The following is a 19,738-nucleotide window of genomic DNA, read 5'->3' as shown; positions in this document are numbered from 1 at the left end:
TATTAATTTCTAAAATTCTTTCCAAATCTTGCACCAAATGTTTCGATATTTCTTCGGTTACGGGTACAAAAAACCTCTGAAAGTATTTTCGGAGGTTTTTATTTTTGGTATAATTTACTAACAAAATCAAAAATTTTTATTATTCAAATTCTTTAACCCGTTTTATGCACACCAATTGCAAGACCGGATGGCGGAATTGGTAGACATGCTGGTCTCATACACCAGTTCTTAAGATTCCTGGTTAACAGTCAAAGAAATCTTTAGCTCCTACTTCTAATATCTCAAATGGTTCGAAGACGTAATGGCTTCAAAATATATTAGCTCACCTATTTGTTATTTTTTATAATTTAGGCTTCTTGACATATAAAAACAATACCGTTATTAAAACGTCGAAATGATACAGGTTGAATTTGCAAACAAGGCTAAAGAGATTCTGCAAACTGATGAGACCATCATCGGTTTGGCTGTCGGAGGCTCATGGATATCAGATCAGATGGATGAATTTTCTGATCTGGATTTGATTATTGTAACCGAACAAAAAGTTACAGGAGACAAAAATGTGATGATTAATTATGCAAAACGTTTGGGTAATTTCCTTTCAGCATTTACAGGTGAACATGTTGGGGAACCAAGGCTTTTAATTTGTTTATATGACAACCCTCTCTTGCATGTAGATCTAAAATTTGTCACTTTGGAGGAATTTCATGAAAGAGTTGAAACCCCCACCATTCTTCTTGACAAAAATGGCAGACTTCAGAAAGTTATCGACCATTCCGTCTCCAGTTTTCCGTATCCGGACTATCAGTGGATTGAAGACCGGTTTTGGATATGGATACATTACGCTTTACTGAAGGTGGGTCGAGGTGAGTATTTTGAAGCCTTTGACTTCTTAGGTTTTTTGAGGATGAGTGTCTTTGGACCACTCCTCCATATCAAAAACAATAATTTACCGAGAGGTGTAAGAAAAGTAGAAACAGATCTGGATATTAAAGATCTTGAAGATTTAAAACTTACCCTGCCACAATACAATCGGCACTCATTATTGGAATGCCTCCACCATTCAGTTTTATTATACCGGAAATTAAGGAACGTCCTCTTCGGCAACAACATAATCTTACAAGATGAAACTGAAAAAAAAGTAATGCTTTATTTTGAAGAGCTGAAAGAAGAATAATTTTTGAGATTATCTTTACGTAAAACTACGATTCAATAATGGTTTTCATCCGGTCCTCTTTTTCGCATTAGACAAATAATAGTGCCAGAGCATCATAGAAGCGACAGACCTGAAGGGTTTCCACTGTTCACTGATTTCAAGTATTTCTTCTCTGGCAACTTTGGACGGAAGTTGTTTCAAACGTTTTAAAGCATTGACCGCAGCCAGGTCCCCAATCGGGAATATATCTGCCCGCTGAAGGGTAAACATCAGATAAACATCAACTGTCCAGTTACCTATTCCTTTTAGGCTTACTAATGTTTTACGTGCTTCGTCATCCGACATTTCCGATAGCTTTTCAAGATCTATTTCACCTTTTATAATGGCTTCTGCAAGACCTCTGATATATACAATCTTCTGCCGACTTACATAGCATTTTCTCAACTCTTCATCCGTAAGTTTGAGAATATGTTCAGGAGTAATCTCCTGCATTTTTTCTTTTAGTTTATTGAGGGCAGCTAAAGCAGAAGCCAATGAAACCTGTTGCTCCAGAATAATATGGACTAGTGTTTCAAAAGTGTTCTTACGGGTCCACATCGGCGGGTAACCGTGGTTTTCTAAAACTTCCCTTAAATCCTGATCATGAGCTGCTAAATGCTCACATAGCTGATGGAAATTTTCAAGGTTAAAAACTCTGGTCTCCGATGTTGATTCCATACAATCTGTTTTTTTTATATTAAATTTAAAATAAAGACGGCATTCTGAAGCTTTTCTCGAGATCAAGTAAAATTAATTTGTTTTCCAACCCTCCGGCAAAGCCCACCAATTTCCCTGACGCTCCTACTACTCTATGACAAGGGACAATAATTGAGATGGGGTTCTTATTTAGAGCACCGCCTACTGCACGTACTGCTTTTGTATCTCCCAGAATCTTAGCCAGGTCCCCGTAGGTTTTTGTCATACCATAAGGAATTTTCAATAAAGCTTTCCAGACTTTAATCTGAAATTCCGTTCCTTCCAGATCCAATGGAACATCAAAGAATTTTCTGCTGTTTTCAAAATATTCTTTTAACTCTTTTTCCGTCTGTAAAAGTATAGGGTGCAGATCTTCCCTTTCCGGAATAGAAAGTTGGGTTCTTTTATAATCTTCGCCTTCCCAGATTATAGCCACAAGCCCCACATCTGAAGCGATTACCCTGATTAATCCGACAGGAGAAGAAACATCTTTGTATACTAGCCTTTTATCATCCATGGTTCATGTTTTAAGTACTTTTCCATTAGTTTCGTTTACCGATTTTGCTCCGGGAAGTAACTGTAACATCAGCCCTACGATTACAACGCAAATCAACAGACAGATAACCCCGAAATGGTAAGCCTCCTGCCAGCCGTCTTTTGAAAAATAAAAGAACACACCTCCAATGATACTTACTCCCAGTGCCGATGCTGTTTGCTGAAAAGTTGAATAGATTCCAGCAGCTGCACCTGCATACTGTGAAGGTACATTTTTCAGAGCAACATTTAATAATGAAGGAAGGACCAATCCGTTTCCGAGTCCCCACATTCCCATTAGACCGATAATCAGCGAGGTACTGATCCCGGGTTTCCAAAGTGTCATCTGGAGATAAAATGCCATAAACAGAATAACCACTCCCACTTGTAATACTCTTTTTCCAAATATAACAATCAGCCTCGACGCCATAAGAGATGATATGATAAATAAAATCCCGGGAACAACAAAGTACAATCCGCTATCCATTGCTGAGATACCCAATCCATTTTGTAAATAAACGGCACTGAGTAAAAGATATGCCGTATGCAGCATAAAATGAAATAATACCGCAACCAGACCGATATTGAAATCTTTTATTCTAAACAATCTTACATCAATCAAAGGGTTTCCATTTCTGGAAAGTTTAATTTTCTGATTATAAATAAAAAATGTAAACAAAATGGCTGATAAAATAAGCAATGCAAAACTCCACACTGGCCACCCTGATTCACGACCCTGGATCAGGGGATAAATAAGGGAAAATAATGCCAGTGTTAAAATCAATATTCCTGTATAGTCGAATTTTGTAGACTCATGTTTCGGGGTTTCCGTGAGGTATTTATGAGTTGCCCAAAGTGTAACGATCCCGATAGGAAGATTGATAAAAAACACGAGTCTCCAGCCTTCTATGAACCAATGGGTATCCGATAGGTATCCTCCCAGCATTTGACCGATGGCTGCAGCAGTTCCAAGTGTTATACCATACAGGCCAAATGCTTTTGCCCGCTCTTTAGTATCAGTAAAAAGAACTTGTATAAACGCTATGGTTTGCGGAACCATACATGATGCACTGAGCCCCTGGAGTATCCTGGTTGCATTCAGCTGAAAAGAGGATTGCGAAAGACCACATAAGCATGAAGCAACTGTAAAGGCAAACATTCCCCAAAAGAAAACTTTCTTTCTTCCAAAATGGTCTCCCGCTCTACCTCCGGTAATAAGAAAAGCAGCATAACCAAGCAAGTATCCCGCAATAACGAACTGCATTTCGCCATCAGTCGCATGAACTCCTTTTTTAATGGTAGGTATCGCCACGTTGATGATGAATACATCAATTACAGAAAGTAAAGGTGCAGCCAATACAATGATCAGCTCCAGCCACTTATTTTTTATATCTTTCATTCTAGATCAGTTTTTCAATGATTTTTTTGGCAGAATGAATTTCGTCAGGTTTTTTAAAGACGGAGGCGGTAACAATAGCGCCTTCCAGCATAACGTAGATTGTTTCTGCCAGCTCTTCATCAGACAATATTTTCTTATGTCCGGAATTTTCAACAAGGGTTTTTATAAATTCTTTACTGTGCACTTTAGCTGATTGTATTTCGGCTAAAACTTCCGGATCACTTGTCCCTGCTTCATCATTTGCTTTAATGAACGGACAGCCTCCGAACTGCCTGAATTTCTGACGTTCGGTGTGATGATCAAAAAGTGCCAGTAGTTTCTGTTTAGGATCTTTAACTTTGTTGACACTGCTTTCCAGCCTGCTGAACCATAGCTCATGCGTACGGCGGATATAAGCGATCAACAGGTCCGTCTTTGTTTCAAAATGTTTATACAAAGATGCCTTGGCAATATCAGCCTCTTCAATGATCTGATTGATACCGGTATTACTATAACCCTGTCTATAAAATAAACGTTCGGCGGTATCCAATATCCTGTCGGTTACAACTTGTCCTCTTTGTTTCATGGTACAAAGATATAAATTAAATAGACAGACTTGTATATTTAAATTTTCATTTTTTTCTATAATGTATATATCAAAAGCTATGTTAAGATATCCATTAATGAAAGTAATAGCATTATATAATATCAAAGTATATCTTTGCAAAAACATCAAATTATGAAAGTGTTCCTGCTGGTCTTATCAATTCTTTTTCTTACTTCCTGCATAAGTGATTCGGATTATACTTCTCCTGCCCCATCTAAAAAATCTACCAGATACTATTTGTACCAGTCGTTTAAGAAAAAAAATGGGGTGGTAACCTTTACCGTATCGCATGATGGTACCTGTGCTGCAAAATCATACTACCAGATCGATCAGCTTATCGATACTACTCCTGCAACTTTTGTATCGTACATAAACTGCGAAAAATATGAAATACAAAAGGGATATTATAACAGTTCCTCTTCAAATATGACCCTTAATTTTGTCAATTACAAAGCTTCAATAAATGGCAATGAACTAACGGTAACGAAAATCACTACTGATATGTGGGACACTTATGAAGAAATCAATATTGAAAGGGCTTATTAAATTAAACAGTCAACCTTATTAGAATTGAAGAAAGTATTTTTTCCATCACATTTTTGACGCAATTTAATGAATACTGTCAAAAATTAAATTACTAAAAACTAGCTCATTGCAAATTTAACAATTATTAAAAAGCCCATATATAAAGTATTTGAGGAGATTTAATACAATAATAAGTATCTTTACCGTGAATTAAACATACGTAAAAACTATCCTGACGATACAATTTTAAATTGCAATGAAACCTATTCTCAATATTCTTTTAGTTTCGACATTACTCATTTCATGTGCGGGAAATGATGATATTTCTGAAAAACCAAAACCAACGGAAAAAACATTATATAACCTGGAATATAAAAATTATCTTGTAAAAAATGTTACTCTTTATAAAGGACCGATTGCCCAGGAATCTGATCCCGGCGAATCTTATCTGACTGCTTATTGGGGAACTTATCAGGAACCAATATGGAGGAAAATAAGTCTTGACATAAAAAACAGCTCTTTACAGCTGATTTCCGAAACATCAGCCGGCATAAAATATACCATTACAATGGACAAGGATTCTGTATTTATCAATGATCATAACGAATTGACCTATATCGGTAATTTTAACAGAGAAAAATCTTCATTTACATTAAAGAGATCACTACGGTATGTAAAAAAAGTTCCAAGAACTGATTTCGGACCCATGCTGATTTCACAAACGAACACTTTTGGTGTTACACAATATGAAACTATTTTCGGTAAAAGTGCTTTTAATAAACCAGCAGAAATGACCGAATCCGGTGATGTTGTTTTGTGGAGTAATATCGAATACCAATATCAGTAATCTGCTCAATAAAATACTGAGCGCAAAGTTTATTATTCTTTAATTGAAAGCCGTAACTTTCCATATTATCAAAATTATACTGTTGATATAAGTTTTACCGCTAACTAAATTGTTTTAGAATGGATAATGCTTTACTTGTGGCTATAAAAAAGATAGTAGAAATAAGTTATGATGAAGAAAAAATAATTCAGAACTTATTCAGATTGAAAGAATATAAAAAAGGAGATTTTTTCCTTAAGGAAGGTGAAATCTGCAAATATGTCGGCTTTATTGAAAATGGTCTTGTCCGTTATTACATCAATGATGATGGGGAAGAAAGAACTTATGGCTTCTCAAAAGAAAATGAATTTACCTGTAATTTTGAAAGCTTTGGCCCGCAGACACCATCTAAGCAACTCATTCAGGCTTTAGAAAATACCCGGATCTGGACCATCAGCTATGAAAATCTTCAGAAGCTGTATGAACAGGTAAAAAATGGAGAGCGATTTGGACGGCTATCTATTGAGTATGTTCTTATCAAAACATTAAAAGACAGGAATTCATTTTATACGGATTCTCCAAAATCCCGCTACGAAAAATTTATTAAGGAGCATTTTGATCTGCAACAAAGGATATCTCAATATTATATTGCTTCCTATGTGGGAGTAAAGCCACAATCATTGAGCAGAATCAGAAAAAGAATATCACTTTTATGATTTATTAACCTGGGTGCATCAATTTCTATTAAACGTTGAAGAATTTTGTATCAACAAAATAAAGTTCTTATGAAACGTTTACAACAAAAAACATCATTCTGGCTTAGCCTCATTTCAGGTATTGGTTTACTTTACATTGGAATCCGCTTTTTTATTAATCCTGTTGGTGCTGAAATAGATTATGGTATCCGTACTGTTACCAATGGGGATTTTTCTTTTCAGTATATCAAAGGAATCCGTGATTTTTTCTTTGGATTGATCATTATCCTTCTTTTATGGAAAAAACAGTTCTTCGCATTAGGTGTTATCCTGGTTTTAGGAACTATCATTCCAGCTACAGACTTCTTCGTCGTACTATCACATCCTGGCTCCACTGCCGGTCATTTAGTTTCCCACCTGATCGCCGTTATCATTTGTCTGTCGTGTGGATTTTATTATTTACAAAACCATAAACTAATACTATCATGATTTTATTTAATATCGTTCTGGTTTTACATTTCATCGCATTCTTAGTATTTATTATTCAGCTTGCCATATTATTTCCTCAACAGAATAAGGTTCTTCATAAAAAAAACATTCTTATTGGAGTTACCATTTTATTAACAGGAATTCTCCTTGTCGTCCTGAAATACCCTCACATCAATTTATATAAGATCATCCCAAAATCATTTTTGTTTTTAGGAGTTTCAACTTTTTGCGGAATATACAGTGGGAAAAATGTTCCAACGAAAGTGTTCTATCTTTTATTCGGAATGGCTATCCTTGCAGGCTTGATAGGAGTCATCAAAACGTAGGTATTCTTCGATACAATTTCAATTTTATTTTCAATAAAAAGTTATTACATATCAAAGCCTGAACTTCACGATTGTTCAGGCTTTGAAAAAAAATCAAATATCTGTTTTAAGGTGTTTGGTAAGTCAGTATTTATTTTATTTTCCTGAAATTATTTATTGAATTTCAGATAATTAAATAACCAAAAGATCCACAAACTCATTAACATTGAGGTTAACCAGCTTATCATACTCCAGAGAATTTTCCAATACAAGTCTTTGCTGCTTTTCCGGGAATATACGGGCGAGATTCAATTTATACTTTTTAATCAGTTCAGGAATTCCTTCATCCCTTCTTCGTTTATGTCCTATAGGATACTCTACTTTTACTTCTTCCAAAACAGTTCCGTCATTTAACTCTACTGTTAATGCATTGGCAATGGAACGTTTTTCAGGATCATGGTAATCAGTGGTAAACTGAACCTCCTCGATACATTCAATTTTATCACGAAGAATATCAATCCTTGGATCTGAAGCAATATTATCTTCATAGTCGGCAGCAGTCAGCCTTCCGAAGATAAGAGGTACCGCTACCATATATTGAATCGCATGATCTCTGTCTGCAGGATTATTCAGGGGACCTTTTTTATCGATAATCCTGATAGCCGCTTCATGCGTACGAATAGTAATTTTTTTAATATCTTCAGTTGTTTTACCCATCCCTTTTAATTGATGGTGCAATGTCATAGCTGCTTCCACGGCTGTTTGTGAATGGAATTCAGCAGGGAAAGAGATCTTAAACAATACATTCTCCATTACATAAGAACCGTATTCACGCTGAAATTTGAATTCATTTCCTTTAAATGAAACATCATAGAATCCCCATATTTTAGCCGTAAGTACCGAAGGATAACCCATTTCGCCGGTTTTGGCAATTAATGCTAAACGCACAGCTCTGGAAGTGGCATCTCCGGCTGCCCATGACTTACGACTTCCTGTATTAGGAGCGTGACGGTATGTTCTTAAAGATTGTCCGTCCACAAAGGCCAATGAGATCGCATTGATCAGCTCATCACGGGTTAATCCAATTAATTTCCCTACAACGGCCGTAGAAGCCAACTTCACTAATAAAACGTGATCTAAACCTACTCTGTTGAATGAATTTTCAAGAGCAATTACTCCCTGAATTTCATGCGCCATGATCATGGCTTCCAGCACCTGCTTCATTTTCAAAGGAGCTTTTCCTTCTGCAATATGGGTTCTGGACAACCAGTCAGCGGTTGCTAAAATTCCTCCTAAGTTATCAGAAGGATGTCCCCATTCTGCAGCTAGCCATGTATCATTAAAATCCAGCCAACGAATAATAGCTCCAATATTGAAAGCCGCCTGAACCGGATCCAGTTGAAACTGAGTTCCCGGCACTTTTGCACCATTCGGAACAACAGTTCCTTTTACAATAGGTCCCAATAATTTCGTACATGCAGGATAAGTTAAAGCTTCCAATCCACATCCAATAGTATCTAAAAGGCAGTAGTGGGCCGTTTTCCAGGCCAGGTCGTTTTTAATTTCGAAGTTCAATACGTAATCTGCAATATCTGTTAATACCTGATCCGGTTGTGGTCTTTCATTTGAAATGTGTGATGACATCTTTTTGTTTTAAGTTTAATTAGTTTATATTTTAAATTGATTGTATTATCTGCTTGTGATAGGAACAAATTCTTTATTTTCAGGCCCGGTGTAATTGGCACTTGGACGGATAATTTTGCCATCCTGCCTTTGTTCAATGATGTGGGCACTCCATCCGGTGACTCTTGAAATAACAAATAACGGAGTGAACATAAGGGTTGGTACTCCCATCAGATGATACGAAACCGCTGAGAACCAATCCAGGTTAGGGAACATTTTCTTTTCTTCCCACATTATGGTTTCCAGCCTTTCAGCAATATGATAAAGCAACATATCTCCTGCCTCTTCGGAAAGTTCTTTCGCTACTTTTTTTATCACTACGTTTCGCGGATCCGATATAGTGTACACCGGATGTCCAAATCCAATAATTACTTCTTTGTTACCAATACGCCTTCTGATATCCTCTTCCGCTTCATCCGGGGAATTATAACGACTCTGAATTTCGAAAGCCACTTCATTCGCCCCACCATGTTTAGGACCTCTTAAAGCGCCGATAGCTCCCGTTATACAGGAATAAAAATCTGAAGAGGTTCCCGCAATAACACGCGCAGTAAAAGTGGAAGCGTTAAATTCATGCTCTGCATACAGATTAAGAGAGATTTCCATTGCCTTCACCCAGGAATCGGGTGCTTTTTTACCATGCAACAGGTGAAGAAAATGGCCCCCAATAGTATCATCATCAGTTTCTACATCAATCTCTTTTCCGTTATGCGTATAATGATACCAATACAAAAGTCCGGAACTGAATGATGCCAGTAATTTGTCTGCAATATCCCTTGCTCCCGCCACATTATGATCGTCTTTTTCAGGCTGAATACTTCCAATTGCTGAAACCATGGAGCGCATTACATCCATCGGATGGGCAGCTGCAGGAATACTTTTCAGGATATTTCTTACAGAATGTGGTAATCCTCTCAGTGATTTCAATTTGGCTTTATAGTTTTTTAACTGGGCTCCTGTTGGTAGCTGTCCGTAAATAAGAAGATAGGCTACCTCCTCAAATTCTGCTTTTTCTGCGAGGTCCAAAATGTCATAACCTCTGTAATGGAGATCATTTCCACTTTTTCCTACACTGCAAAGTGCAGTATTACCTGCGGCAACCCCGGAAAGCGCTACACTTTTCTTAGGCTTAAATGTTGGTTCGTTATTCATTGACATTCTTGTTCTGTTTAAATAGGTTATCTAATTTTTGTTCGTAATCATGGTATCCAATACTTTTGTAAAGCTCTTCCCGGGTCTGCATGGTATCAATTACATGAGCCTGGGTTCCATCTTTCCGGATATGCTCGTAAACATTCAGTGCTGCCTTATTTGCCGCCCGGAAAGCAGAAAGGGGATATAAAATCAAACCGACTCCCGCATCTTTCAGTTCATCAGCAGTATACATTTTAATCATTCCGAATTCTGTAATATTGGCCAGTACAGGAATACCTGTAGCGTCTACAAACTTTTGATAATAGCTTAAATCAGGAACAGCCTCCGCAAAGATGAAATCTGCTCCGGCTTCTTTATAGGCAACAGCCCTTTCCAATGTTTTTTCAAGCCCTTCATTGGCAAAAGCATCAGTACGTGCCCCGATCACAAAATTTTCATCCGTCCGAGCATCAACAGCAGCCTTCAAACGGTCTACCATTTCCTCTTTGCTTACCACTTCTTTACCTGGACGGTGCCCACAACGTTTCGCTCCCACCTGGTCTTCAATATGCAAAGCACCTGCTCCGGCTTTAATTAATGATTTTACAGTTCTTGCTACGTTGAATGCCGAAGGACCAAACCCCGTATCTACATCCACCAATAGAGGTAAATCACATACATTGGTTATTCGTTGAATATCGATCAGAACATCCTCAAGGGTCGTAATTCCCAGATCCGGAATTCCCAACGATCCTGCAGCAACTCCTCCTCCGGAAAGATAAATAGCATTGAATCCTGCTTGCTGCGCCAGCAATGCATGATTGGCATTGATAGCCCCGACAATCTGAAGAGGGTTTTCTTTTTGCATCGTCTCCCGGAAACGTAATCCGGCAGACTCTAGACTTACATTTTTACTCATCTTTAATATTATTGTTCGTTTTGATGTATTTTAACTCACATTCTTCCAACAATTTAAAGAAAGATTATTCTTTAAATGATTAAAATAATTAAACGACCTATAAACCTTAATGAATGGTTGAACAGCCTCATTACATTTTCATGTAATAACAATCCGGTCAAAGATTGCTGCCATCAGCCTGTAATGCTTATAAATCAATATAAAAGGTGCTGATAAAACTTCACAATACTTTGTAAAAGAGAAAATTATGGAAAGGGACTAATACGAGCAAGCTGTAGAAATGATACAGCCCTGAAAAGCAAAACCTGTAAACCATTTCTTAAAAATGATAATGTACACAAAAAGATATCGGGCACTGTTATCACATCGTATCATACCTGACTATAAGCTTCAGATCGCGAAAGCATCGTCAATTCGAAATAGGCAGGTCTCCTGACTTGTAACAATTTTTATCGTCCTTCCCATTCAAAAAAAGAACAGTGAACCCTGATTGATAAAAACCTTTTGAGTGTTACTTACAGTTGCGCGACAGTTCGTGATTCACACACGATTCCCTTTTAATTCACAGCTAAGTGTAACCAATTCCGGTTGATAAAGAAGTATAAATGAACTCCTTGGTGGTAAATATAGGTATTTTATTGAAACACGAAAATAATTATTTACGAACAACAGTTAGGAATTCGTAATTCTTTGAAAATAGGCATTATAAATATATTTTCAATTTTCAAAATCATAATTAAAATGATCTTGATTATGTAAAAATCACTTGCAAAAAAATCCGACAAACACGATTATTGAGAAAAGCATATGCTCTCAATATGAAAATATGATTCTGAATTAACAGATAAAAGCCTGAAAAACACTCACAATATCTGTTTCAAATTCTCACCTATATTTTGCAAAGCCAACAGGCTATGGGATGTGATACGTTCTGCAAAAATAATCCTGAAATGGTACCTGAACTGATCGGTAAGGCTAAAAATTTCTCCGGGAGTAAATAATATTCTTTGCTGTTCGCAATAAGCGTAAAATTTCTCCATATCCACTCCTTCAGGCAAACTTCCCCAAATGCTGTATCCACCCTGAGGATCTTCAAAATAAGCCCCATCCGGAAAATGGCTTTTTAATATCTCTAACACATCTTTGGCCTGCTTATATAGCTGTTTACGAAATGAACGCAAATGTTTATCATAGCTATGGTCTTCAAGCAGTTTAATGACCAGTTCCTGATATACCGGAGCAACAGATCTTCCTAAGGCAAACCTGGTTCTCTCTGCTTCCGCATGGAATTTTCCCGAATGCATCCATCCCAGGCGAATACCGGGAGCCAATGTTTTGGAAAAAGAAGAAAAAGTTATTACCCAACCACCGGTATCAAAACTCCCGATCCCCGAAGGTCTCTCATTGCCAAAATAAAGGTCTCCGTAAATATCATTTTCGATAATCGGAAACTCATATTCTTCCGCAATGGAAAGCAGTTCTTTTTTTACAGTTTCCGACATCAGAATTCCTGTAGGATTGTGAAAATTAGGTGTAACTACAAGAGATCTGATATCATGATCCGCGCATATCTTTTTTAAATATGCCGTATCAAAACCATTTCTATCCCGGACAGGAATTTCTATGACTTTAAGTTTCAGATTGGCAATTACTTCCAAAACAGAAAAAACGCACGGACTTTCAACAGCAATGAGGTCACCGGCATTCGTCACAGATGCCAGGGCAATGTAAAGTGCCTGCAATGCTCCATCAGTAATGATTAATTTTTCAGGATGCAATGTGTATCCATATTGAGAAGTACGTTTAGCGATAAGATCTCTTAGTTCTAAAGACCCGTTAGCAGGATAGTAGCGAAGAAGTGAAGTCCCTTTTTCGCGGATCACTTTCTGCATTTTTTTTAAAATGAGCTTTTGCGGAATCAATAGATCCGTAGGTGCCGCCGAATTAAATGAGGCATATTCGGAGGGCTTATTTCTTGATGAAATCAGAGCAACATTTTTATTGAAAACTTCATTTTTTGAGACCGGGTAAAGTGGTAAGTTTTCACTGCTTATTTGTGGAACATCATCTGCTACAAAATAACCGGAGCGGGGAATATTTTTCACCCATCCTTTCATCACCAGATGATCATAACCACTTTGAACCGAACTTGTACTCAGATGATAATTTTCTTTAATCTCTCTCACAGATGGTAGACGGGTGCCGGGCTTTAACATTCCAGTCTTTATTTTATCTTCAATAGCAGTGGTAAAAATCTCATATCTGTACGTCTTCATGGCGTTTCATCTTTTTCATAACAAATGTACAAATGTGTTCGCACAAATGATTAAAAACCAACTGTACTGATTCAATTGTACTCAACTGTACTCATACAACAGTTTAATAATCCATTAGCTTTGGGTAAAAAAGAATCATAATGGAAATTATATCCAAATTTACCGTAGGATCAGACCAGGGAATCGATCACCTTTTTGCTGTCATGAGACCATATATCAGAAATACCTATTCTGGAAAAGTTTCATCGGAAAAAATTGAAGAATACCTTGCCGAAAATGTAGAATACAGGAAAATGATCAATATCCTGAATGACTTATCCACCCAGCTCATTATGGTGTTTGCAGATCATGAACCCGTCGGTTATTGCCTTTTTAAAAGCGGATCATTATATCCGGAAGCAAATGAAGGGGAGAGAATGACGGAAATAATTGATTTTTCTATCCTTCCTGAATATGATCAGCCTGAAATAAGACAATCATTATGGAACAAAAGCAGATCAGCTATTACTTTTACAGATCGTATCTGGATCAGCATAACTGAAGATGATCCCATGCTCTCATTCTTCAATTCGGTTGGATTTGAATTTATAAAAACGACCACACTGAAAGCATTTTCACTCCCTGCAAAAATATACGAACTGAAGCTGAAGTAAATAAGACTATTCCTTTCACATATTTACATTGTTATTTTTTGGAACAGATGTGGACAATATTTTAATTTTCTTAGCTTAGAGGAGGAAAAGCAACCTCAACAAACAGATCCTGTTAGCAGATATAATGTTGCTGACAGGATCATGTAATACATTAATTAAAAAAACAACCCATTACAAAAGATTTTGACCTTATATTTACAAACAGAAGCCCGATTCTTTATGGCTAAAAGCTGTTTTTAAACAATTTTTTGAAAATCAATTAATTAAAACATCGATTATCCCTTATTTTTTCGTATCTTTGCACTTAATAAATAACCAGGCCTCTGCCTTTGCTATCTGTTACAGTTTAGAATACTTATTTTTTTCTTTCAGTTTTTGCTTTTTCAGCTGCCAAAAATTAACCCTTATTTATTTCTTGAATGAATATATATACAGGCAACTTTAAAAAACAAAGAATAGAAAAACAATTTGAAGATCCTTTTACTCCTTTAGGAGATTTACTCTCAGTAGAAATTACAAAAGAAGACCATTACGCAGGCTCCAGGGTTTACGGGCGTATAGAGGTGCTCATTTAATGTGAGGCATGCCACGCTATTGCAAACTCAGCAACGATCTTTATTTATTCAGATTATTGGTGAACAAAGCAAATGAAACAACGGGAAAAATTATTTTTTTCCGATACACCAACAATAAAATAAATATTCAATTCCTGATAAAGAATTGGTCAAAGGTCGAAGATTCGGCAAACCTTATCAATGAATTTCAAAAATTTAAATTTAATTAATCCCATTATCCGCGCCGCTACAGAGACAGGATATTCTAAACCGACAGAAATACAGGCGGATGTTATTCCGCAGATTTTGATGGGTAGAGATATTTTGGGGTTTGGACCTAAGGAACCTGGAAAAACAGCAGCATTTACCATGCCTGTTATTCAGCTGTTGAAGAAAAGCGCACCGGAACATAAAGAAATACGGACACTGGTATTAACGCCGACACAAGAAATAGCAGTGGAGATTGAAGAAGATTTCAGAATTTACAGTAAATATCTTCCTTTATCCCAGTTGACCATTCATGATGGAACATCACAAGGAAATCAGCTTGCCGCTTTAAGAGTAAGAGTGGACGTTCTTATAACAACTCCTGCTGCTTTACTTGAATTAATCAATCAGAGACCTATCAGTCTTTCCAGGATTGAAATCCTGGTTTTAGATGAAGCAGATAAAATGCTCGATACGAATTTTGTGAATGATGTGAAGAAAGTTATTAAACTTCTTCCTCATAAAAGACAAACCTTACTTTTTTCTTCGGTCATATCAGACAAGGTTAAAAGATTTGCTGATCCATTGCTAAGCAACCCGGTGGAGATTAAACCTACACCTATAGAAAAAAATGCAGATCATACAGTGATACCCGTAGGAAAAAAAGAAAAAACGGACAGGCTTTATAACGCCGATCCGCTCCAGTACTTTAATATAATAACTAAATAATAAAATTAATTTATGGCAGATTCTTTCTCTAAAAAAGAAAATTTCAAGAAAAAAATTCAAAAACAAAAAGAAAAGGCTTTACGCCGTGAAGAACGAAAAACTAATAACAATAAAGGAAAGGGACTTGATGAAATGCTAACGTATGTGGATTCATACGGAAGACTTACTTCTACTCCACCTGAAGAGACGCAAGAAATTAACCTTGATGATATTCAGCTGGGAGCTGCTCCTATTCCTGAAGAGGAAATCCGTAAATCAGGAATTATTACTTTTTTCAGTGAAAAAGGTTATGGTTTTATTACAGAAGATAAAACAAAGGAAAATGTATTTTTCCATTCCAACAACTGTGCGGAACCCGTAAAGAAAGGAAATAAAGTATCATTTGAAAAAGAGAGATCTCCGAAAGGATTTTCTGCTATTGATATTCAACTGATCAAATAATAAATAACAACAATTTTTAATAACAATTACAATGCAAGAAGGCACAGTAAAATTTTTTAACGAAACAAAAGGTTTCGGATTTATTTCTCCAGCAGACGGAGGACAGGATATCTTTGTACACGCTTCAGGGTTAAGCACAAGAATTATTCGTGAAAACGATAAAGTAACTTTTGAAGTACAAAAAAGTGAAAAAGGATTAAACGCAGTAAACGTAAAACTTGCATAGTTTTCCAGATATTTTCCGATAAGATAATATCAAATCACACAGAAGGCCCCATTTGGGGTCTTTTTTTTATTTCAAATAAATCCAGATAAAGTATAATCCAAAGTCGATCGTCCTATAAATAATAAACCCATCATTACTTTATTGGGAAGTATTATCTTTATGTAATAAAAACACATCACTGATGTTCCGGGTGATCTGGACATCTAAAAACATTTTGAAGTAAAAAATCAATCACCTTGAAAAGAATTGTAAAAGTATTCCGGAAAATATTGATCCTGCTGGTCCTCATTATCACTGTTCTTGGTATCATTACCTTTTTCTATATGAGGCGGGAGGAATTCGGAGCCCTGCCGGAGGGTAAACGTCTTGAACTGATAAAAGCTTCTTCCCATTATAAAGATGGCAGATTCAGGAATATTGTGGAGAGGCCAACGCTTACTAAAGGCTACTCGATGCCGGGTGTATTGTACGAAACCCTGTTTACAAAATTTCCACACCGAAGCCCCGTAGATTCGCTACCATCCATAAAGACCAATTTAAAAGCACTGAATATTCATGATAACGCGTATGTATGGTTTGGGCATTCTTCATTTTTTCTTCAGCTCGATGGCGTAAAGATCCTTGTTGATCCTGTATTCAGTGGAAAAGCCTCCCCTATCCCTGGAAGTGTTACGGCTTATAAAGGAAGTGATATTTATACGGTAGCAGACCTGCCTGAAATCGACTACCTACTTTTATCGCATGATCATTATGATCATCTGGATTACGAAACCGTAAAAGAACTGCAAAAAAAGACAAAACATGTAGTCTGTGGTTTAGGGAACGGAGCTCATTTTGAACGCTGGGGATATACACCCGATCAGATTATAGAAAAAGACTGGTACGAATCCGTAAACGTAAAGCCAGAATTTATCATATTTACGGAATCTACACATCATGATTCCGGAAGAGGATTCAGAAGCGGACAGGCATTATGGCTTTCTTTCCTGATTCAGACACCTTCTATGAAAGTGTACTACAGCGGAGACGGAGGTCGTGATGATAGATTTAAATCTATAGGTTCAAAATACGGAAAAATTGATTGGGCCATTATGGAATGTGGGCAATATAATAAAGCATGGCAATCGGTACATGAGCTTCCGGAAGAAGTTGCTTTGGGAACAAAAGAGCTGGGTGCCCAAAATTTATTACCCGTGCATAATTCTAAATTCACCCTGGCCAACCATCCCTGGAAAGAACCTTTGGAAAAAATCACTGCTCTTTCTAAGAACCAAACTTATCGATTAGCAACTCCTATGATCGGCGAATTAGTTCATTTAGACCAAACAAATCAGAAGTTTAACGAATGGTGGAAAAATGTTCAATGAGGCATCTGAAAAGTTAATTTTGGAAAATTCCAATTTTATAAACTTGAGATGTCCATTTTCAGCATTTGGTTTATTTTATCCTGAAATTGGGTCTCTATAAGGATCTCCGATATATCCACAGGTAAATCTTCTAATGTTAGAGGATTCACAGGGCTCGCTACCAGGTGGTAGTTACCATCAAGAAAATGATTAAAGTTACTTTTATCAAATGAATACAAACCTTTTTTTGCCATTGAAATGTAATCTTCAAGATATCTTTCATCTGCTTTACTACGATATATTTCAATTAAGACCGAGTTTAATTCGGGATTAATTGTAAAATCTGATACTACAGGCAAATTCCTGAAATAATGTACTAATTTCTTATGATTTTCTGCTGATTTAGCTACAGAATCAGGTAACTTTCCTCCTGCAGAAGCCATAAATCCAATGTATTTGCCATCCGTGAGAAACCAATCAATGTCCAGGGTCTGTTGTTCAATTTCAGTTATCATCAGTTAAGGGATTATATTTTTTCTGACTAAAAATTATTTATAATGCCTGAATATTCCAAAATCTGTAGCCGTCCACAGGGCTGCTTTTTGTCCCGCAGCTTTTAGGGCATCATTTGTCCAGGTGTTACAGGTATACGTGAAATTGTAGCTTCCCTTAGCATCATAAAAGGCATCATTATCAGCATACACAGCATTTGTCGGGATGAGAATAAAATTACCATTCTTATCTCTATCGAATTTGGCTTCTACGAATTCAACTAATTTTTTATACTGGGACCTGCTGATCATAATCATTTTACAGTCTTCTCCTTCTTTCATCGTACTATAATAAGTACAGTGCATTGCAGATTCACTTAACCAGAAAGCAGCTTTGAAAGCTGTTGAAAATTTTAAATCAGCCCATGTCGGAGTGTCCAGGTAGAAACCTTTATCTCCCCATCCGATTCCTATATATTGATAATCAGTTCTCTTTGAAGTGGTATTGGAGAAAGGAACTTTTGTACTCCAGTCCTGCAGATCGTTTTTTACCTGCATTACAATATCCGTGTGTACTCCATTGGTATAAATATAAATTGGAATCTCTTTCTTTTCACCGTCATCCTTCGCTGAAACCCCGATAAACGGGACTAACAGGGCAAGAACAACATAAAGAGCAACGATCCCGAGGATGATTCCTAAAGCTTTTAAAACGATAATAAGTATTTTTTTCACAGATATGTCTTATAAGGTTACGTAAAATTAATTTTTAATTTATAACAAAAATATTTGTTTTAATCGGAAAAATCAGTACATTTAAGTATGAAATAGTCACAAATATGCGTAAAAACACTAAATCCCAAAAAAGATTTAAAATAAGAGTAAAAACAGCTCCGAAAAGAATACAAAAAAAACGTTGATTTTCTAAAAGATTTTATCTTTTTGAAAGTCAATTTTTCTTTTTAGGAAAGGCTTTTCAGAGAATTTTTATTCACAAAATCTTTGCCTCCTTAAACCGCTAAATTTAAGGAATCGTCGACTACCCTCTTTAATTTGGAACAGCAGAAATTCCAAACGAGGGTTTATCACCAAAAATTTAACGCTTAACTCCTCATACGAAACTCAATTTTTCAGTTTCTCACCACCATATCCCCTTCAATCTCCCCTTTTTTTTGGATACATTCTCATCAAGAACTTGGAATGAAGCATTTATTGTAAATATATTTTACATTTTTATCATTTTTTTAACACATTTTTAATCTCCACGTTTTGTTTCAATTTTCAAGTTTAGTTACCTTTGTCATTGGATGCGGGGAAGATTTCATCAATATTTGTTTACCTTTTTATTTGCACTACTCACTGTTTTAGGTTTGTACTCTGGTCAGATACCGGAGTATCCCGATTTTGATGTCAACTTCAATTCAAAATCCGTAAGTGATGATTCTTCGGAAAACAATATAAAACATTCTTATGCTTTTCTAAGAGACCATGAACTTCATGATCAATATGTTGTTTCACACCTGCCCTACCATAAGCTTAGAGCAAACCTTTCCGAAAGCGATAATGAGAACGATGATAATGTAGAGACATCCGGTTTTACGGGACCTCCAATCTGTTTAGGGACTGACATCGGACATCTGAAACCTGATTTCGTTACGATATTCCATAACAGACAGAGTGCTGTTTCACTTGCTAATTCAGAACATCTTAAATATTTCAATGATGACCTGTACATCCAGTACAGGGTCATCCGGCTGTGATCTTAGTATATTTTTCCGGAAAATTTATAGGTTCTCATGCTGAGAGCCTGCAACCTTATTTTTTCAATTAAA

General features: G+C 36.5%; 23 protein-coding genes and 1 riboswitch. Of the genes, 13 read left to right on the top strand and 10 right to left on the bottom strand.

What is annotated here, in order from left to right; genetic code table 11:
• The first annotated feature begins 394 nt into the window (after positions 1–394).
• Entirely contained in the window at positions 395–1,174 is a 780-nt protein-coding gene (locus PFY10_19165) for a nucleotidyltransferase domain-containing protein (GenBank protein WBV56314.1), read from the top strand.
• 45 nt (positions 1,175–1,219) lie between these two features.
• Here PFY10_19165 and PFY10_19160 read toward each other — a convergent pair whose 3' ends face one another.
• From PFY10_19160 to PFY10_19145, 4 genes are read right to left on the bottom strand one after another with little or no spacing between them, the layout of a single operon-like run.
• Positions 1,220–1,870: a DNA-3-methyladenine glycosylase gene (locus PFY10_19160; protein ID WBV56313.1), complete on the bottom strand. Its 651-nt coding sequence runs from the start codon at positions 1,868–1,870 to the stop codon at positions 1,220–1,222.
• A 25-nt stretch (positions 1,871–1,895) separates the two neighbouring features.
• Complete coding sequence (locus PFY10_19155; protein ID WBV56312.1) at positions 1,896–2,405, bottom strand: methylated-DNA--[protein]-cysteine S-methyltransferase; 510 nt, start codon at positions 2,403–2,405, stop codon at positions 1,896–1,898.
• Between the two features lie 3 nt (positions 2,406–2,408).
• The gene (locus tag PFY10_19150) at positions 2,409–3,821 is read right to left on the bottom strand and encodes an MFS transporter (GenBank protein WBV56311.1); all 1,413 of its coding nucleotides are present in this window, start codon (positions 3,819–3,821) and stop codon (positions 2,409–2,411) included.
• 1 nt (position 3,822) lies between these two features.
• Positions 3,823–4,386 (bottom strand): TetR/AcrR family transcriptional regulator, encoded by a 564-nt coding sequence (locus PFY10_19145; protein ID WBV56310.1) that lies wholly within the window; start codon positions 4,384–4,386, stop codon positions 3,823–3,825.
• A 153-nt stretch (positions 4,387–4,539) separates the two neighbouring features.
• Between PFY10_19145 and PFY10_19140 the strand changes: the two genes are divergently transcribed.
• The 5 genes from PFY10_19140 to PFY10_19120 all read left to right on the top strand — a co-directional run bounded on the left by PFY10_19140 (position 4,540) and on the right by PFY10_19120 (position 7,268).
• Complete coding sequence (locus PFY10_19140) at positions 4,540–4,953, top strand: hypothetical protein (GenBank protein ID WBV56309.1); 414 nt, start codon at positions 4,540–4,542, stop codon at positions 4,951–4,953.
• A 235-nt stretch (positions 4,954–5,188) separates the two neighbouring features.
• On the top strand, positions 5,189–5,779 hold the full coding sequence (locus PFY10_19135) for a hypothetical protein (protein ID WBV56308.1): 591 nt from the start codon (positions 5,189–5,191) through the stop codon (positions 5,777–5,779).
• A 119-nt stretch (positions 5,780–5,898) separates the two neighbouring features.
• Entirely contained in the window at positions 5,899–6,474 is a 576-nt protein-coding gene (locus PFY10_19130; GenBank protein ID WBV56307.1) for a Crp/Fnr family transcriptional regulator, read from the top strand.
• A 69-nt stretch (positions 6,475–6,543) separates the two neighbouring features.
• Positions 6,544–6,942, top strand: coding sequence for a DUF4267 domain-containing protein (locus PFY10_19125; protein WBV56306.1), 399 nt, complete (start codon positions 6,544–6,546; stop codon positions 6,940–6,942).
• On the top strand, positions 6,939–7,268 hold the full coding sequence (locus tag PFY10_19120) for a hypothetical protein (GenBank protein ID WBV56305.1): 330 nt from the start codon (positions 6,939–6,941) through the stop codon (positions 7,266–7,268). The genes PFY10_19125 and PFY10_19120 overlap by 4 nt, the downstream gene beginning before the upstream one ends.
• A 171-nt stretch (positions 7,269–7,439) precedes the next feature.
• On the opposite strand, the gene PFY10_19115 is transcribed toward PFY10_19120, so the two are convergent.
• From PFY10_19115 to PFY10_19100, 4 genes are all read right to left on the bottom strand, one after another.
• Complete coding sequence (locus PFY10_19115; protein ID WBV56304.1) at positions 7,440–8,891, bottom strand: bifunctional 2-methylcitrate dehydratase/aconitate hydratase; 1,452 nt, start codon at positions 8,889–8,891, stop codon at positions 7,440–7,442.
• Positions 8,892–8,936: 45 nt separating this feature from the next.
• Positions 8,937–10,082 (bottom strand): 2-methylcitrate synthase, encoded by a 1,146-nt coding sequence (prpC, locus tag PFY10_19110; protein ID WBV56303.1) that lies wholly within the window; start codon positions 10,080–10,082, stop codon positions 8,937–8,939.
• Positions 10,075–10,983: a methylisocitrate lyase gene (gene prpB, locus PFY10_19105; GenBank protein ID WBV56302.1), complete on the bottom strand. Its 909-nt coding sequence runs from the start codon at positions 10,981–10,983 to the stop codon at positions 10,075–10,077. The genes prpC and prpB overlap by 8 nt, the downstream gene beginning before the upstream one ends.
• A 404-nt stretch (positions 10,984–11,387) precedes the next feature.
• Positions 11,388–11,581: riboswitch (cobalamin riboswitch) on the bottom strand.
• 265 nt (positions 11,582–11,846) lie between these two features.
• Positions 11,847–13,259, bottom strand: a complete 1,413-nt coding sequence (locus tag PFY10_19100) for a PLP-dependent aminotransferase family protein (GenBank protein ID WBV56301.1) — start codon at positions 13,257–13,259, stop codon at positions 11,847–11,849.
• 140 nt (positions 13,260–13,399) lie between these two features.
• On the opposite strand from PFY10_19100, the gene PFY10_19095 reads away from it, so the two are divergent.
• From PFY10_19095 to PFY10_19070, 6 genes are all read left to right on the top strand, one after another.
• Positions 13,400–13,912: a hypothetical protein gene (locus PFY10_19095; GenBank protein ID WBV56300.1), complete on the top strand. Its 513-nt coding sequence runs from the start codon at positions 13,400–13,402 to the stop codon at positions 13,910–13,912.
• Positions 13,913–14,331: 419 nt separating this feature from the next.
• The gene (locus tag PFY10_19090) at positions 14,332–14,487 is read left to right on the top strand and encodes a hypothetical protein (GenBank protein ID WBV56299.1); all 156 of its coding nucleotides are present in this window, start codon (positions 14,332–14,334) and stop codon (positions 14,485–14,487) included.
• Positions 14,488–14,667: 180 nt separating this feature from the next.
• The gene (locus PFY10_19085) at positions 14,668–15,402 is read left to right on the top strand and encodes a DEAD/DEAH box helicase (protein ID WBV56298.1); all 735 of its coding nucleotides are present in this window, start codon (positions 14,668–14,670) and stop codon (positions 15,400–15,402) included.
• A gap of 12 nt (positions 15,403–15,414) precedes the next feature.
• A complete protein-coding gene (locus PFY10_19080) occupies positions 15,415–15,843 on the top strand; it encodes a cold shock domain-containing protein (GenBank protein ID WBV56297.1) in 429 nt (142 codons plus the stop codon).
• 31 nt (positions 15,844–15,874) lie between these two features.
• Positions 15,875–16,069 carry a cold shock domain-containing protein gene (locus tag PFY10_19075; GenBank protein ID WBV56296.1) on the top strand — a complete coding sequence of 65 codons (195 nt, stop codon included), beginning with the start codon at positions 15,875–15,877 and terminating at the stop codon, positions 16,067–16,069.
• Between the two features lie 236 nt (positions 16,070–16,305).
• On the top strand, positions 16,306–17,436 hold the full coding sequence (locus PFY10_19070) for an MBL fold metallo-hydrolase (GenBank protein ID WBV56295.1): 1,131 nt from the start codon (positions 16,306–16,308) through the stop codon (positions 17,434–17,436).
• 35 nt (positions 17,437–17,471) lie between these two features.
• On the opposite strand, the gene PFY10_19065 is transcribed toward PFY10_19070, so the two are convergent.
• Positions 17,472–17,930, bottom strand: coding sequence for a hypothetical protein (locus PFY10_19065; protein WBV56294.1), 459 nt, complete (start codon positions 17,928–17,930; stop codon positions 17,472–17,474).
• A gap of 33 nt (positions 17,931–17,963) precedes the next feature.
• Positions 17,964–18,641, bottom strand: a complete 678-nt coding sequence (locus PFY10_19060; protein ID WBV56293.1) for a TIGR02117 family protein — start codon at positions 18,639–18,641, stop codon at positions 17,964–17,966.
• 596 nt (positions 18,642–19,237) lie between these two features.
• On the opposite strand from PFY10_19060, the gene PFY10_19055 reads away from it, so the two are divergent.
• Entirely contained in the window at positions 19,238–19,666 is a 429-nt protein-coding gene (locus PFY10_19055) for a hypothetical protein (protein WBV56292.1), read from the top strand.
• Positions 19,667–19,738: the final 72 nt, after the last annotated feature.

The sequence above is a fragment of the Chryseobacterium daecheongense genome, assembly GCA_027920525.1.
GTDB classification, from domain to species: domain Bacteria; phylum Bacteroidota; class Bacteroidia; order Flavobacteriales; family Weeksellaceae; genus Chryseobacterium; species Chryseobacterium proteolyticum.
Note: the sequence above shows the minus strand (reverse complement) of the source record. Positions and strands in the feature narration are given on the sequence as shown.